Here is a 13,259-nt window from a genome sequence, read left to right as displayed (position 1 = left end):
AACACGACCGACTTGTTCCTGGGCCGAATGCCGGGAACGTCCAGCTCCATGCCCGGCTGGACCCTGGAGTGGGCCGACCACAGCCTTGTCGTGGGTCAGCGAGCCTCACCACGGTCACCACCGCGTGCCGGGTCGCGCCCGCTCGGGAGTCGCCAGAGATCTCGCGGTCGGGGGGAGGGGTCCAGCAGCGTATGGGGGGAGTAGGTCCGATCGGGTGAGAGGTCGCCCAGAGGGTGAATCGGGTTACTCCAGACGCAGGACTCCTTGTCACTGCCCGTTCCTACGGTCCTCTCATGCCCACTCAGCTCATCCCGCCCGCGTCCGGGCCGGACTTCGCAACCGAACCGCTGACCACGGAGACAAGCGCCAGTCGGACCTCTTGCTCTCCATCCTTTTTCCTCGATGAGCCCTGCCCGCCGAGGGAACGTATCCGTGACCTTGCCCTGTGCCTCCGCGTAGTTGAGCAGCGGTGCTCTGGGCTGCGGCGGGAGCGGTGGGGCTACGCCGCGGCGAACGCGGAGGCGGCAGCGGCGGCTTCGCATCCGTTGGTCCTGCGCTGGCTGTGGGCGACGGCTTGTGACTATGCGCGGCGCGCTGCTGAGGGCGCCAATGCCCCCATTCACCCGATGCGGTGGTCTTCCCGCACGTCGGGTTGATGCTTCGCGCGCAGACGCTGCCCTCTCTCCGCCCCAAAAAGATGATCACTCAAAGTAGGCAATGCGCAGACACAGTTACCCTCCGTGTCCGGTCGCTCGATGCGGGCGGCCTTCCTACCCTGAGGGCATCAGATGACCACGCCGCCCACATCGTTTTGGACCGAACCCCGAGCCGCAGACGAAGCCGGCTGCACACCCTCGGAATTCGAAGAGATCGAACGAATCGTCACGCGTGGATCGACCACGGGCCGGGAGTTCCGAGCCACGCGCTTCACGGTCGGAGACTGGCTCCTGGCGAAGTTCGGGCCGCCGGCGAAGCCGGGATCCCGATACGCCACGGAGGCGCAGCTCGATGTGCTCACCGCACGACTTAAGCTGTCGCCCAACACGTTGCGCAAGTGCCGTCTGCTGGCGCACCGGTGGAAGCCGCAGCAGCGCCAGCCCGTCCTGGACTCCCCGGTGTACGTCTCGTTCACCACCATGTATCAGGTTGCCCTCAGCAGCGGTCCGGGCGACTTCGACCAGGAGCAGTTCGAGGAGAAGGTCGCTGTCCTGCTCGGCCTGATGACCCTCGCCGAGCAGCACGACATCCTGGAAGTCACCGAGACCGACTACCTCAAGGCCGTCCGCAAGGCGATCCCGCCCAGCCGGCGTCCCGGTGCCCAGTCCGAGCGCCGGGCGGTCGTCACTGCGGTCCATCAGTTCGAAGCGCATCAGCCCGAGGTGCGCGAGGCGATCGTCGGAGCGGTGAAGGCCGATGAGGACGCCACCCGCGCCGTTGCCGCCTCCTACCTCGTGCAGCGGCCCGCGCTAGCCCGCGCCGTGCTGCGTGAAGACCCCGACCTGATCCAGGCGGTCGCGCAGGAATCCGCTCTTCCCGCTCCGGACGCTGAGGAGCCGGACGCCGAGCCGGGGGAGATCGTCTTCCGCGAGCTCGTCCAAGTCCTCGGAGGCAACCGGCCCAGCGACGAACTGCTGCTGGCCGAGTGGCGGCAGGACTTCGCCCGGGCCGTCGGCCGCTTCACCGCCTTCGTCTCCGACTGGTACCCCGCCGACAAGGTCGCCGCCAACGCCGACGACGACCTCCTCCGGCTCGTCACCCATCTCGCCGACGACGTAGCCCAGTGGGCTGCCACCATCACCAACGCGCGCAAGCCCGGCGGCCTGCGCCTCGTAGAGAGCACGACCGCATGAACAACGACGCCCCCGGCAACAACGCCCCGTTCTTCTTCGACCGCTACCCGCCCGACACTGCTCACTGGCTGTCCGGCATCTGCGACGAGGCCAACGCGAAGGCGGGTGACGGCCCGTATGAGTTCCGCAAGACCATGTGCGAGCTCATCGTCATGAACCTGCGCGACGGCATGACCCACGCCTTCCGGGTGGCCGAACAGGTCATCGTCGCGAACGCCCCCGCCGCCAAGTACCTGGAAGCGCAGTACCTGAAGTACGACCAGGCCCGCTCCGCGGTGATCGAGACGGGACCGGACACCACTGAAGGCCACACGGGCACGACCGGCGCTCGGGACGGCACCCCGGACCAGAAAACCCCCGGCGCAGAGGGCCAGGACAGGATGGGGACGAGTGAGCCCGGACCCGGCGACGGCACGACTGGAAACACCGGACCGAATGTGACGGTCACCGGAGGCTGCGGAGGCGGCCGCACCACAAAGGAGGACCAGAACACCGGCACCGGCCACCAGGGAACCCTCTTCATCGTCCACTGGTCCAACTTCAGGGCCAGCATCCCCGCACGCCGCAAAAAGGCCCAGACCGAGCACCGGCGCCTCTACGACATCCAGGCGGATGCCGCCCGGCAGATGCGTGTTCAAGGCGACGAGCTGGACTTCCTTGAGCGGGCCGAAGCAGCAGACCCCGTTCTGGAGGACCTGATCAACACCCACCGCGGTGAGGCGACCATCGCCGGGGTGCTGCGCGCCGCCGGCCGGGCGCCGGAAGACCTCGGTCTCACCAAGGACACGGTGACCTGGCTGGACACCCAGCTCAAGGCGGTCTAGTGCCCTTGCTTACCAGATGTCCCAAGTGCGGGGCAGACCTCGGCCCCTCCCACGTACGCGGTGAGGGGCCCTGGAACCAGGGCTGGCGTACAAGGCTGAGCCGCAACCAGCAGTTCGTCCCGCGCGGAGAGTTGGAAGGCGACGTCCTGACTCCGTGCGGGCACATCGTAGAACTGCAGTACGGGCCTCTGTCTCGCGTCAACATCGAATTCCGTGAGCGGGTCTACGGCACGATGGTCTGGCTCTTCTATGCCTGCGACGCTCACCGCAGCGGTCGCCTGCGGCTCGGCTTGCTCCCCGGGCGACAGCACGTCAACTTCGCCTGGAGCAGGCCCCGCGAGACCCTCGACGTCTGTCGCCGTCCGGTCCACCTCGACCTCGGGGAATCCAACCAGGCCGACGGCCTGCACCTGGTCCTGCGGATCAACAGGTGCCATCCGAAACAGCCCGGCCGCCTTTCGGGCAGCGGTGTCCTCTACACCGCGGAGGCCTTCGACAATTGGATGGCGCACGGCCTTCCCCTCACCCCCTTCATCTCGGAGGCCCCCGACCATGCCGTCGCCTGACTTTCTACGCCAGATGGGCCATCTCTTCACGCGCACCGTCGACACCAGAGCCGTCCACTTCGTACGGCCCGGCGACACCGACCGGCCCACCTGGGCGGTCTACGAAGGCACCCGCTACCTGGATACCATCCACGCCCAGTTCGACACCGGCCGACACTGGCACGTGCAGTCGCTCCGGGAACAGCACGTCCACCTGGACGACGCCATCCGCGCGATGCGTCGGCCCGCCTCCTGGCGGGCAGACCACGAACGCATCCAACGGTGGGCCCGCGGCATCCTCACTGATCCGCGCCTGGTCGTACTCGATGTGCAGACCACCACGCTCACCGATCCTTGGGCCGTGCAGATCAGCCTGACAGACCGCCACGGCGACGTGCTCTTCAACGAACACCTCAACCCCCTCGCCGACATCGCTCCCGCAGCAACAGCGCTGCACGGCATTACCCCGCAGCAAGCTGCCACTGCACCTCCCTTCGCCGTGTTCGTTCCGCGCCTCGCTCAGCTCCTACACCGCCGCCGCTGCCTCACCTACAACGCGGCCTTCGACCGCGCCGTCCTGGAGCGCGAGCTGAACCGGTACTTCCGCAGTACAGCGCGAGCCCAGGCCTGGCTGGGGCAGTGCACGTTGGTAGATGCGATGCAGCCGTACGCCGTATGGAAGGGCCTGTGGTCAGCCCACCACCATTCCTATCGCTATCAACCCCTGGGCAGCAGCTACGAGGCCGTCACCAACTGCCGACTCCTACTGACCACACTCGAGCAAGTCAGGTGACATGCCGCCACCGGCACAGGCCGAAGACTGAGCGCTCACTCGGGTGAAGACACCGCCCGACGGAACCCTCCTACTAGGGCGCCCGGACGTAGTGCCGTACATGAATCGGATCAACGAGGTGCACGTCAGCAGGCCGGGTCTGGTCGTCGTCGACGTCGCGGCCGCCGCCGACGCCACCGCGCTCGCCTTCCAGCAGATGCTCGCCGACCGGTGCGCGACAGCGGCTGCGGAACGCACGACGCACGACGTCGACCAGCCCGGCGTACGGCTGCGCTGCTAACTGGGCCTGCACCAGCCCATCAGCCCGGCCCCGGAGCCGTCCGACGCCGTGCCGGAGGTCAGCGCAGCCGCACCACGGTGACGACCGAGTGCCGGGTGGTGCCCGCTACGACCTCCACCACCACGTCGCCGAAGGCGGGCGTGTAGGAGTCGCCGGCCTTCGTGAACGCCCGCCCGGTCTGAGGGACCAGGCGCGGGGCGACGACGGAGGCGAGCGCCGTGGTCAGCCGCTGGGACAGTGCCATGCGTCCGTCGGGCAGCCGTACGGCGAGCGCCTTCGGGTGCCGGGCGCTGCCGGTGAACTCGACCACGGCCGCCCCGATGGTGTCCGCGTGCCTGATCTTCGCCCAGACCCGGCCCGCCTTGTAAGCCCCTCGCAGCGGCTTCGCCACGATCCCCTCCACGCCTGTTCCTTCGAGCGCCGCGTACCAGAGCAGGGCCTCGTCCAGGTCGGTGGTCGACCACACTGGCACGATCGACGGACCGGCGTCGGCAAGCACGTCCAGGAGGACCTGGCGGCGCCCCACATAGGGACGCGGGCGCAGGTCAGGAAAACCCGCCGCAGGATGGGCCAGGACGTCGAACGCCACGTACGTCGCAGGGTGCCGGTCGGCGAGTTCCCTGGCCCGGCGCGGCAGGGAAAGCGCGCGGGACTGCGCCGCCTCGAAGCTGATCCGCGCGTTGCCAACGGCGTCGGAGAGGTACAGCACCGCCTCACCGTCCAGGATCACGCCGGGCGGCAGGCGCATGGCGGCCACGGCCAGATCCATCCAGAGCGCGGTGACGTCGCGGCCGGTACGCGACTGAAGCCGGACACTGTCCGCGGTCCACCACAGCACGGTCCGGTGGCCGTCGACCTTGATCTCGTAGGCCCGCGGTCCCGTCGGAAGCTGCGTCACCGGGCGTGCCAGGGCGACGTCTACGGGCCACTCCATCCCCTCAGCCTGCGCCCCTGGGACACCGGCCGCCTGCTCGCGTACTCCGATACCCGCATGGGGCATGCCTTCTGCGCATGGCCGCTGGTCACCTCGGCAGCGTCCTGGCCCATTCTGCGTATGTGGCTTGAACTGCCTTTCTCGCGGTGTGAAGACGTTCAGCGTCGCCGTTCAGGAAGCCTCTTCGCAGGAGCGGATGCGAATCTCCATGTCGGTCCAGTTCCTGCTTGAGCCAGATTGCTGGAGCGAGGCGGTATCCGTCGTATCTTGTGCCGCGGATGTGAGGCCAGTCGAATCCCTCGCCTGAGTCGTGCTGCACGATCAGGCGCAGGAACTCGAAGCGCTCCCACGTGTCGCGGTACGCCGTCTCGCCCAGCATGAGGTGCTCCGTGAAGACGGGGCGGAGCTGGAGGTGCAAGTGTTCCGCGCCGTTGAAGCCATGACCGATGGTCGTCTGCGGGTCGAGGAGCGCGGCTGCGGGTAGCAGCATGTTGGTCTTATACGGGTGCTGTACCTGAGGTTCGCTGAGAACGCGGACCAGGGTGCGCCAGCGTTCGGCGGCGAGGGCGGCGATGCCCGCCGCGTAGATCACCATAGTGGCCGGGGCTTGGGCAAGCCGGATCAGGGCCTCGTCGCCTCCCCCGCTGACGGTGCCGAGCTGCTCGATGTCGCGGATCCACCACCGGTCGGTCTCCTCCTTGCCCCAGTAGGCCGTGGTCGCAACCAGAGCGAGCAACAGTTCCGCTTCGGCTTTTAGCACTCCGAGTCTCCGGCTGTGCTCGTTAGAGTCGGAGGACTGCCAAGGGCCACTGCGCAGAGGGAGGGCGGCGATACGACTGGTCTCACGGCGCAAGGTGTCGTGCAGGTTGATCGCCAGTCCGACCCCCGACAGAGCGCGCTTGGCGGAAGCGACAGCGACGGCGACGCTCGCTGGGTGCTGGCGGTCGGTGTCGGCGAGCGCGGCCACGGCGTCGGCGACCCGGGTGAAGAAGAAGTCAGCGTCAGCCTGGACGAATACGGCGCCACGCCGGACGAGGAGGTCCTGGGCCTTCTCGGGCAGCTCCCGAGTATCGGTCCAGTACGAGGTGAAGATTCGCGAGGGGCACCGGGACAGGGCGTTGCGCAGCGCAGGGTCCCACTTTGCGGACCAGCCGGAGATGACAAGCCCATAGTCGCTGAAGATGCGGTCCAGCAGCTTATCGACCGAAGGCGCGTACTTCTCGAGCTCCTCAGGGGTGTTGAGCATGCTCGTGGGGTTGAGGTAGTCGCCGTGGACGTGGACGACGAGGCACTTGAGGGTGTGCAGCGGAGCCAGGCCGGTGGCATCGTCCGGAGTGGCCACAACCGTCGGCTCAACGCCCTCTTCCCGGAGCGCGGTCTCCATGAGCCGGTCGAAGTTCGTCGTCAGCACGATGCGTACGAGCCCAGCGGCGACCAGTCGGGCGATCGCCCGGTGCGCGTCGGTGGGCTGCTTGCGGCCTTCCTCGCGGTCTTCCTCTCTGGGCTCGAAGTAGGTCTGCAGCAGCGCCTGCCGCTCGTACGGGGTGTTCGCCAGACGGGCCAGGAGGTCGTCGTAGGTGGCCGTGCGGTTGAAGCGCTCCTTGTACCAGGTGTGCGGATCACCGATCTCGGTGAAGCCTTCCGCCGCCGCCACGCTCCGGATCAGATCCTGCTGGACGTCCCACGCAGACGGCATGCCCGCCGCGATCGAGACGCCGGCCCCGAGCAGGACCGCATACCCGCCCGGGGTGGCACGCACAGAGAACGCGAGATTCACATGCGGTTCCACAACTGACCTCCACATACGACGACATGACGGAGCATTGGTCGCATGGAGCGGCCCGTCCGCCCCCATATTACCGTCACAGTGACGATAAATGGAGTCCGTTCCGGACTCACCAACGACCTCCCGCCGTCCGGGAGGAATCAACGGCTCTGAAGCCAGACGCCCCCGTACGCCACGATCGCGCCACCGACGGCGGTCGCCGCGCCACGGAGCAAGTAGAGGCCGGCCTCGTTGCGGACCCTGCGCGCCCGGGCGCCCCACCGGCCCGTCGGTCGCGGGTTCGGGGGTTCCGGAAGCGGGTCGCTGCCCGTACGCTCGCCCTTGGACATGAGCTTCTCCTTCACAGGGGATGTTCGGTCTTCTGCAGACGGCTCCCTGCCCACCAGGGGGCCGTCGCCGTTTCCGACGAAGGCCATGCCGCTGCCCGCCGGTTGAGACAAGACGTGTCTCGCGGGGCGGACGAGCAGGAAAGAAAGCGTCAGGAAGCACAGACGAAATCCCGCACGAGCAAGAAGCTGTTCCTGATGTCGGGACCCGAGGCCAAAGAGTCCATGGAGGAGGCCGGCCTCATCACCCTCGACAAGTATCCCGGCCCGGCCGCCTCGTGGTCCGCCCTGCACCTTCCGTGCGACGCGGTCAGCCGGTTCCGCCTCACAGCAGTACTCCAAAGCACAGCCCGCTGCCCTGTCTGCGACGAACAGATCACGCCCAAGGTCGCGGAATAGGAAAGGGCAGTACACAGGGCCGGGCATGCGACTGGCGGGCCGACTCACCGAGTCGGCCCGCCAGACACACGTAGTCCGCTGGTTCAGCCCCAGCCGGGGTCCGCGTCCCCGTACAGGCCCCAGCCCACGTCACCACGGCAATTGCTCTCGTTCATGTTCCCCCCTCGGTCCACGATCAGAGGTGAAGGCTACGCCGGAGCAGGACGCGGACGTCGAGAGGCGTGCGCGATCCTCACCTGGTGTCGCTGCCGAGGTCGTCACTTCCCTCTTCGGCTGCGGCGTCAGTCTCAGTCTCCTGCTTAAGGAGTAGAACTTCACCGCAGAGGATGTAAACGTTCAAGGCACACATGTTGGCTGCCCGGAGCGCGACGTCGGCGTGCACACCCTTGTTGGTGAGCTTGTCGAACGCAGCGAATCTGGCGTGCAGGCCCTCGGCCATGGCGATTGTCGCCGCGGAGACGTTCTCGCTCTCGTTCGCAATCTTGATGAACTCGAACAGGCGGCTCCGATAGGAGGCCTGGTCGAGCTTGTAGCCTGCGGCGGAGAGCTCCGCCTGAGCCGGGAGGACCTGGCCAACCACTGCCTCCAGGATTCGGCGGCAGGTGGTGAGTGCCTGCGACAGCTCCTCGCTCGCCGGGCGGGTATGGTCCTGGTCGGCTGCCTCGTTCAGGCGGCGGTAGAGCGTGTTGAACCGTTCGATGAGGTCCGGTGCGTGCACGCTGAGCAGACGGTCTACCACGGCCTTGTAGTCGCCGAAGATCGAGTCGTTGATCGAGCTGTAGCCGAAGCGCCGCTCCCACTCGCACAGATATGCGAACGTCCGATGTCGGGTCAGCTCCTGGACTCTCCTGAGCATTGCCGCGTTCTCGAAGGAACTCGGCGACACATTGTCGGAGGGCTCGAGCATCCCGAGCAGGTGATCGATCTCGCTGAGGGAGTGCCCTGCGATGTGAGAATCGGGGTTTTTCCTGTCCAGGGTGCGGTCGCTGAGGTACTCGCGCATCGCGGCCTCTGCGGGACTGTCCGCCGATGCCCACAGGGCGGGGTCGGCCATCAGACGCCGTGTCGCCTCGCCGTTTGCTTGTGGGTCACCGCCTGAAGGGTGCAACTCCATCCCTAGCCGTACCGCGACTTGAGAGTCGCCGGCCAGACTGGCGATGCGTATAGCTCGTCGGACGGAGACAGTAAGCGGGCGGTCGTCGAATTCGTCCAGAGCGGTTCGTACCAGCGTCAGGATCTGGTCAGCCGAGGTCATTCACTGAATGTAGCCGCCTAGTCCGACACCTCAATCTGCATTTTCGATGGTTGGGCCGCCTGCTGATCCGTCCATGACCCGCTGCCGTGTACGGCTGTGGCCGTGAGTCTGGTGCAGTTGCGTGCCGGCCGTTTCGACGGCGCCAAGCTGCGCGGCGACGTCGACCCGGAGGCCGTGGTGCGCGTGGACCAGGCCTGCGGGCCGTACTGGACCTGTAGCCCGGGACAGGCCCCGGTCGCGCACAGCGCGCCCCGGGGCCTGTCGGCAATGTCAGGTGCCATTCTGCCGAGTCCGACGCGGCCGTGGCGTTGCAGCCGTTGGTGGGCCGGCGCGCGCTCGGCGCTCAGAGTTGCCGGTTGTTGCCTATCATGCGCGTTCGACCGTCACCGGTACGTTCGGGCACTCGCCGAGAATGCGGGTGAGGGCTGCGGCTTCGGCTGGGTCGACGGACAGACGCCAGCGGGTCTTGATGATGACCCAGGTGGTGGCGTATTCGCAGCGGTAACCCGCGGCTGGCGGCATCCACTGGGCCGGGTCCTTATCGGCCTTGGAGCGGTTGCTGGCGGCGGTGACGGCGATCAGCGAGCGTTCTTCGTCAAGGTCGTTGGCGTAGGCCTTGCGTTTCTTGGCGGTCCAGGTGCTGGCGCCGGAGTCCCAGCTTTCAGCGAGCGGTACGTAGTGGTCGATGTCGAGGGTGCGGGGTCCCTCCACGTAGCGGTCATCGTACGGCGAGTACCAGGTCCCGCCGGTCAGGGTGCACCGGCCAGCGCGGTCGGGGTCGGCCACGGCCTCGTTCAGGAGCACTTCGTTGCGGGTGGAGCAGCCGTCCCTGTCGGCGTCGGTCCAGTGCTTGAACTTGTCGCGGCTGTAGCCCTCACGGGACTCGTCGGTGACGTCGAGGGCGGTGAGGGCGTCGCGGACGGGCATGCGGACGTCGTCGCCGGGGGCGGCGTGGGCGGCGGTGACGGGTGTGAACAGGGCGGCGAGTGCGGCCAGGACGGCGGTGCGGATGCGCATGGGCTCCTCCGAAGGTCACGAGTACAAGACGTGATCTTCGTACTGGGAGCAGAGGGGGTGGCGGGCCGGAACGGGGATAAGGAGTACTCGTGTGGGCGGTAAGTCGTACCGTCCTGACAATCGTCTGGCTCGGGTAGAGCACGATCGAGGTCCCGGCCGGGGCCGGTGGCAGGAGCCGGACCACGCCGACCTGGCGTTGTTCACGTGCACTGTCAGCACATGTACACGAGTTCGGGAGGCGTCGGCGGTGCGTCGTGTTCGTTGTTCATGAGAAGCGACAGTGCTGGTGCGCCCCACTTCCTGCGTAGCGGCTCTGGGGCGGCGCCACGGAGACTCCGCAAAAACCCGTTGGCGGACGAGGGCGACCACTGCTACGTTTCCGGCGGCCGTGCCAGAGATCGAGGGGGTGGTATCCGTGAACGCAGTATCGACATGGGTGCTCCCCTCCGGGGTCACGGTCGGGCGATAAACAGGTCGTCCGGGAGCGCCGTTCAAGCGCACTCCCGAAAGGCACGACCATGCATTTCACTTCCGAGCAGCGCCTCGACGACGGCGTCCTCGAGCGCGAGTTCACTCTCGGTGAACTCCCCGGCATCCTGTGGACGCCTGCATCCGTACCGGCGCCGCTGATCCTGCTCGGTCACCCTCCCCTGGGGTTGCGCAAGATGTACCCCCGACTGGTGGCCCGAGCCCGGGCCTGCTCAGCGGCCGGCTTCGCCACGGCCACGATCGAGCTTCCCGGAAGCGGCGACCGGCCCCGTTGGCCCGCTGCCGAGGAGGCCCGCGCTGACCTGCGCCGGGCGATGGGGGCCGGCGAGCTGATCAGCGACGAGATCGTCGACGCCCTCATCCTCCCGCTGGTCGACAAGGCGGTTCCCGAATGGCAGGCCGCCCTGGACGCCCTCCTGTCGCTGCCCGAGATCGGCGGCCCGGTCGGGTACTCGGGCGGAGTGATCTCCATCGGGACCCGGCTGGCGGTAGTCGAGCCGCGCGTCTCGGCTGCCGTTCTGTTCGCCGGGAGTTTCGTCCCCCGGGCCATGTTCGAGGAGGCCCGCCAGGTCACCATTCCGCTGCACGTCCTGCTGCAGTGGGACGACGAAGGGAACGATCGACAGGCGGCCCTGGACCTGTTCGACGCCTTCGGCTCCAAGGAGAAGACCCTGCACGCCAACATGGGCGGGCACACCGGCGTCCCGCAGTCCGCAGGCGACGAAGCGGGCCGTTTTCTTGCCCGGCACCTGAAGTGAGGCTGTCCACCCTGTCCCGGCAGATTGGCGGCAGGCTCGCCAAGGCGTACCCCAACGCCGTGATCCTGCCCGTACCTCGGTGCGCATCGGGGAAGCCCAGCTCGCCAAGCAGCCGCTGCGGATCTTCGCGCCCGGCGCCACCACGGTCCTGGACTACGACCGCGGCGCCAGCATCCTCTTCGGGAACGGAGCAGTCGCCTGATGCCCAGCTACGACGCAACCGATGCCCTGGACGACCTCTTCGGCGAAGAGGAGGGCTACTCCTCCGGGGGCGGAGCCGCCGTGGTGACCCGCACCGAGGCGATCCTCGACGGACCGACACCGGCCTCCAGCATCGACGCCGTACTCCGCCTTGCCGACGGACTGCCGAGCCTCGACGACGTCAGGGCCGTCGACGACCACGACACCTCCGAGCTGACCAAGACGGAGCTGGAGCAGAAGGAGCAGACCGAGGCCGTCATCAGCACGGCGCTCGCTGCGGGCGATGCCGCCGTCTGGGTCATCGCGCAGGGTCTGGAACGCGCAGCGAAGGGCCGGTGGTGGCGGCGCACCCACACCAGCCTCGGCAGCTACGTGGAAGCGAAGATCGGCCGCTCCGCTGTCTACGGCCGCCAGCTCCGCAAGAACGCGCCGCTCGCCCTGGAGACGGCCCACAAGACCGGCACCGTCCCCAAGCCCTCGCAGGTGAAGGTCACCAGCAAGACCGAGGAGCAGTACGGCCGCGAAGCCGCCGTCACCCTCTACGAGGTCGTCCGCGACGTCAGCTTCGAACTGGGCGCCCACCCCACGGCCGACAGCCTGATGGCGGTGCACAAGAGCCTGCCCCGCCAACTTCCTGAAGAGCCTGAGCAGCAGCGGGAAGTGATCGTCCAGACCACCCGGCGCACGCTCGGCCTGGGAACCGAAACACCCGCGTTCGAATCCGAATCGAACGACGGTGCTCTCGGGGAGATCCCTCACGGCGACGAAGAGGAGCCGGCGGAGGCGTCCGAAACCTCCGGCGACGCTGAGGATGACATCGAGGACGCCGAGATCGTCCCCGAGCACTTGGTCACCCTCAAGGACGCGCTCAAGACGCTCAACGCGGTGAACCGAGCCGTCACTAAGGACGTCTTCGCTGAGGCTGCCGCCAGCCCCGACGATGCGGTGGAGTACGAGAAGGTCCGGCAGGCCATCATCGCGAAGACCACCGCGATCCGGAACAAGGCACTGCACGCCCCCAAGGTCTGACCTCCCCGGCGAACTGACTACGGCCCACGACCGCCCCTGTTGTGGGCCGTCGGCGTCCCTGTTCGCGGTCAGGGGCCGGCGAGGATGTCGTGGGTGCCGATGCGGCGCCAGATGATGTGCGGGGTGTCTTCTCTGAACTAGGAGTTGATCAAGCGACCGGGACGCCCCTGGGGGAGAGCGTTGACTTGGTAGCTGCCAGCGCCGGTACCGTCGTCACGCTGGCCGTCATACCGCAGATCATGTGACTACCCGGGAGACAAGCTGTAACCCGGAATTGGGGGGAAGCACAGTGACCATCTACGACGATCACCCGGTCGACCCGAGACTCGAAGAGATCGCGCTGCGGGTCTCGAAGCAGCACCTGCGGTACTGCTTCGAGAAGCAGATCGTGCCGCACATCGACGATTCTGTGCGTGTGATGCAGAGCGCATACGACGCCATGACCCGATCCGGCGATCCCCTCGATGCTCCCGGCGCGCGCCTGTACCTGCTGTCTTTTGAGGGGATTCAGAGCTATGTGAAGCCCGGCATCGTCACAGAGCGCATCTTTCCTGAGCGTCTCAAGGAGTACGAGCACGATGCCGAGCTAGGCATGCTCGTCATCTTCGATGGCTGGGTCTCCAAGCCGTGGCCGAACGTCCGTCGTTGGGAGAAGCGCGTCTGCGATGCCATCGAAGCCGTCCCTGGCGTGCAGAAGACCCATCGAGAGTACTTCTCCGGCATCTCCTTCGAGCGGGCCCTTGAGATCGTGCAGGCCGAGCGCACCGCGTAGC

The 13,259-nt window shown here is 67.4% G+C and carries 15 protein-coding genes; 10 read left to right on the top strand and 5 right to left on the bottom strand.

Annotation, left to right across the window (positions count from 1 at the left end; all coding sequences use genetic code 11):
* The first annotated feature begins 788 nt into the window (after positions 1 to 788).
* From ACH4DX_RS34255 to ACH4DX_RS34235, 5 genes are all read left to right on the top strand, one after another.
* On the top strand, positions 789 to 1,850 hold the full coding sequence (locus ACH4DX_RS34255; protein WP_398157953.1) for a hypothetical protein: 1,062 nt from the start codon (positions 789 to 791) through the stop codon (positions 1,848 to 1,850).
* Positions 1,847 to 2,674 carry a hypothetical protein gene (locus tag ACH4DX_RS34250; RefSeq protein WP_398157952.1) on the top strand — a complete coding sequence of 276 codons (828 nt, stop codon included), beginning with the start codon at positions 1,847 to 1,849 and terminating at the stop codon, positions 2,672 to 2,674. Before ACH4DX_RS34255 ends, ACH4DX_RS34250 begins: the two co-directional genes overlap by 4 nt.
* Before the next feature lie 5 nt (positions 2,675 to 2,679).
* The gene (locus ACH4DX_RS34245; RefSeq protein ID WP_398157951.1) at positions 2,680 to 3,240 is read left to right on the top strand and encodes a hypothetical protein; all 561 of its coding nucleotides are present in this window, start codon (positions 2,680 to 2,682) and stop codon (positions 3,238 to 3,240) included.
* 13 nt (positions 3,241 to 3,253) lie between these two features.
* A complete protein-coding gene (locus ACH4DX_RS34240) occupies positions 3,254 to 4,012 on the top strand; it encodes an exonuclease domain-containing protein (RefSeq protein ID WP_398157950.1) in 759 nt (252 codons plus the stop codon).
* A 100-nt stretch (positions 4,013 to 4,112) separates the two neighbouring features.
* Entirely contained in the window at positions 4,113 to 4,292 is a 180-nt protein-coding gene (locus tag ACH4DX_RS34235; RefSeq protein ID WP_398157949.1) for a DUF6207 family protein, read from the top strand.
* Positions 4,293 to 4,350: 58 nt separating this feature from the next.
* Here ACH4DX_RS34235 and ACH4DX_RS34230 read toward each other — a convergent pair whose 3' ends face one another.
* The 3 genes from ACH4DX_RS34230 to ACH4DX_RS34220 form a co-directional block, all read right to left on the bottom strand.
* A complete protein-coding gene (locus ACH4DX_RS34230) occupies positions 4,351 to 5,226 on the bottom strand; it encodes a DNA ligase (protein WP_398157948.1) in 876 nt (291 codons plus the stop codon).
* 88 nt (positions 5,227 to 5,314) lie between these two features.
* A complete protein-coding gene (locus ACH4DX_RS34225) occupies positions 5,315 to 7,003 on the bottom strand; it encodes an SIR2 family protein (protein WP_398157947.1) in 1,689 nt (562 codons plus the stop codon).
* A gap of 149 nt (positions 7,004 to 7,152) precedes the next feature.
* Positions 7,153 to 7,341 carry a hypothetical protein gene (locus ACH4DX_RS34220; protein WP_392859105.1) on the bottom strand — a complete coding sequence of 63 codons (189 nt, stop codon included), beginning with the start codon at positions 7,339 to 7,341 and terminating at the stop codon, positions 7,153 to 7,155.
* A gap of 195 nt (positions 7,342 to 7,536) precedes the next feature.
* Between ACH4DX_RS34220 and ACH4DX_RS34215 the strand changes: the two genes are divergently transcribed.
* Positions 7,537 to 7,737: a hypothetical protein gene (locus ACH4DX_RS34215; RefSeq protein WP_398157946.1), complete on the top strand. Its 201-nt coding sequence runs from the start codon at positions 7,537 to 7,539 to the stop codon at positions 7,735 to 7,737.
* 232 nt (positions 7,738 to 7,969) lie between these two features.
* On the opposite strand, the gene ACH4DX_RS34210 is transcribed toward ACH4DX_RS34215, so the two are convergent.
* Positions 7,970 to 8,992, bottom strand: coding sequence for a hypothetical protein (locus tag ACH4DX_RS34210; protein ID WP_398157945.1), 1,023 nt, complete (start codon positions 8,990 to 8,992; stop codon positions 7,970 to 7,972).
* A gap of 366 nt (positions 8,993 to 9,358) precedes the next feature.
* The gene (locus ACH4DX_RS34205) at positions 9,359 to 10,009 is read right to left on the bottom strand and encodes an HNH endonuclease family protein (protein WP_398157944.1); all 651 of its coding nucleotides are present in this window, start codon (positions 10,007 to 10,009) and stop codon (positions 9,359 to 9,361) included.
* Between the two features lie 518 nt (positions 10,010 to 10,527).
* Here ACH4DX_RS34205 and ACH4DX_RS34200 point away from each other — a divergent pair.
* The 4 genes from ACH4DX_RS34200 to ACH4DX_RS34185 all read left to right on the top strand — a co-directional run bounded on the left by ACH4DX_RS34200 (position 10,528) and on the right by ACH4DX_RS34185 (position 13,258).
* The gene (locus ACH4DX_RS34200; RefSeq protein WP_398157943.1) at positions 10,528 to 11,256 is read left to right on the top strand and encodes a dienelactone hydrolase family protein; all 729 of its coding nucleotides are present in this window, start codon (positions 10,528 to 10,530) and stop codon (positions 11,254 to 11,256) included.
* A gap of 79 nt (positions 11,257 to 11,335) precedes the next feature.
* Positions 11,336 to 11,458, top strand: coding sequence for a hypothetical protein (locus ACH4DX_RS34195; protein WP_398157942.1), 123 nt, complete (start codon positions 11,336 to 11,338; stop codon positions 11,456 to 11,458).
* A complete protein-coding gene (locus ACH4DX_RS34190; RefSeq protein WP_398157941.1) occupies positions 11,458 to 12,486 on the top strand; it encodes a hypothetical protein in 1,029 nt (342 codons plus the stop codon). The genes ACH4DX_RS34195 and ACH4DX_RS34190 overlap by 1 nt, the downstream gene beginning before the upstream one ends.
* 289 nt (positions 12,487 to 12,775) lie before the next feature.
* Positions 12,776 to 13,258, top strand: a complete 483-nt coding sequence (locus ACH4DX_RS34185; protein WP_398157940.1) for a hypothetical protein — start codon at positions 12,776 to 12,778, stop codon at positions 13,256 to 13,258.
* The last annotated feature ends 1 nt before the right edge of the window (position 13,259 follow it).

This window comes from Streptomyces sp. NPDC017940 (assembly GCF_044328435.1).
GTDB lineage: Bacteria > Actinomycetota > Actinomycetes > Streptomycetales > Streptomycetaceae > Streptomyces.
The sequence above is the reverse complement of the archived record's forward strand: the minus strand, read 5'-3'. Positions and strand labels throughout refer to the sequence as shown.

Excerpts from the sequence above, each read along its gene's own strand:
- ACH4DX_RS34255 (WP_398157953.1), top strand. The coding sequence starts at position 789 with ATGACCACGCCGCCCACATCGTTTTGGACCGAACCCCGAGCCGCAGAC.
- ACH4DX_RS34250 (WP_398157952.1), top strand. The coding sequence starts at position 1,847 with ATGAACAACGACGCCCCCGGCAACAACGCCCCGTTCTTCTTCGACCGC.
- ACH4DX_RS34240 (WP_398157950.1), top strand. The coding sequence starts at position 3,254 with ATGGGCCATCTCTTCACGCGCACCGTCGACACCAGAGCCGTCCACTTC.
- ACH4DX_RS34235 (WP_398157949.1), top strand. The coding sequence starts at position 4,113 with ATGAATCGGATCAACGAGGTGCACGTCAGCAGGCCGGGTCTGGTCGTC.
- ACH4DX_RS34230 (WP_398157948.1), bottom strand. The coding sequence starts at position 5,226 with ATGGAGTGGCCCGTAGACGTCGCCCTGGCACGCCCGGTGACGCAGCTT.
- ACH4DX_RS34220 (WP_392859105.1), bottom strand. The coding sequence starts at position 7,341 with ATGTCCAAGGGCGAGCGTACGGGCAGCGACCCGCTTCCGGAACCCCCG.
- ACH4DX_RS34215 (WP_398157946.1), top strand. The coding sequence starts at position 7,537 with ATGTCGGGACCCGAGGCCAAAGAGTCCATGGAGGAGGCCGGCCTCATC.
- ACH4DX_RS34210 (WP_398157945.1), bottom strand. The coding sequence starts at position 8,992 with ATGACCTCGGCTGACCAGATCCTGACGCTGGTACGAACCGCTCTGGAC.
- ACH4DX_RS34205 (WP_398157944.1), bottom strand. The coding sequence starts at position 10,009 with ATGCGCATCCGCACCGCCGTCCTGGCCGCACTCGCCGCCCTGTTCACA.
- ACH4DX_RS34200 (WP_398157943.1), top strand. The coding sequence starts at position 10,528 with ATGCATTTCACTTCCGAGCAGCGCCTCGACGACGGCGTCCTCGAGCGC.
- ACH4DX_RS34190 (WP_398157941.1), top strand. The coding sequence starts at position 11,458 with ATGCCCAGCTACGACGCAACCGATGCCCTGGACGACCTCTTCGGCGAA.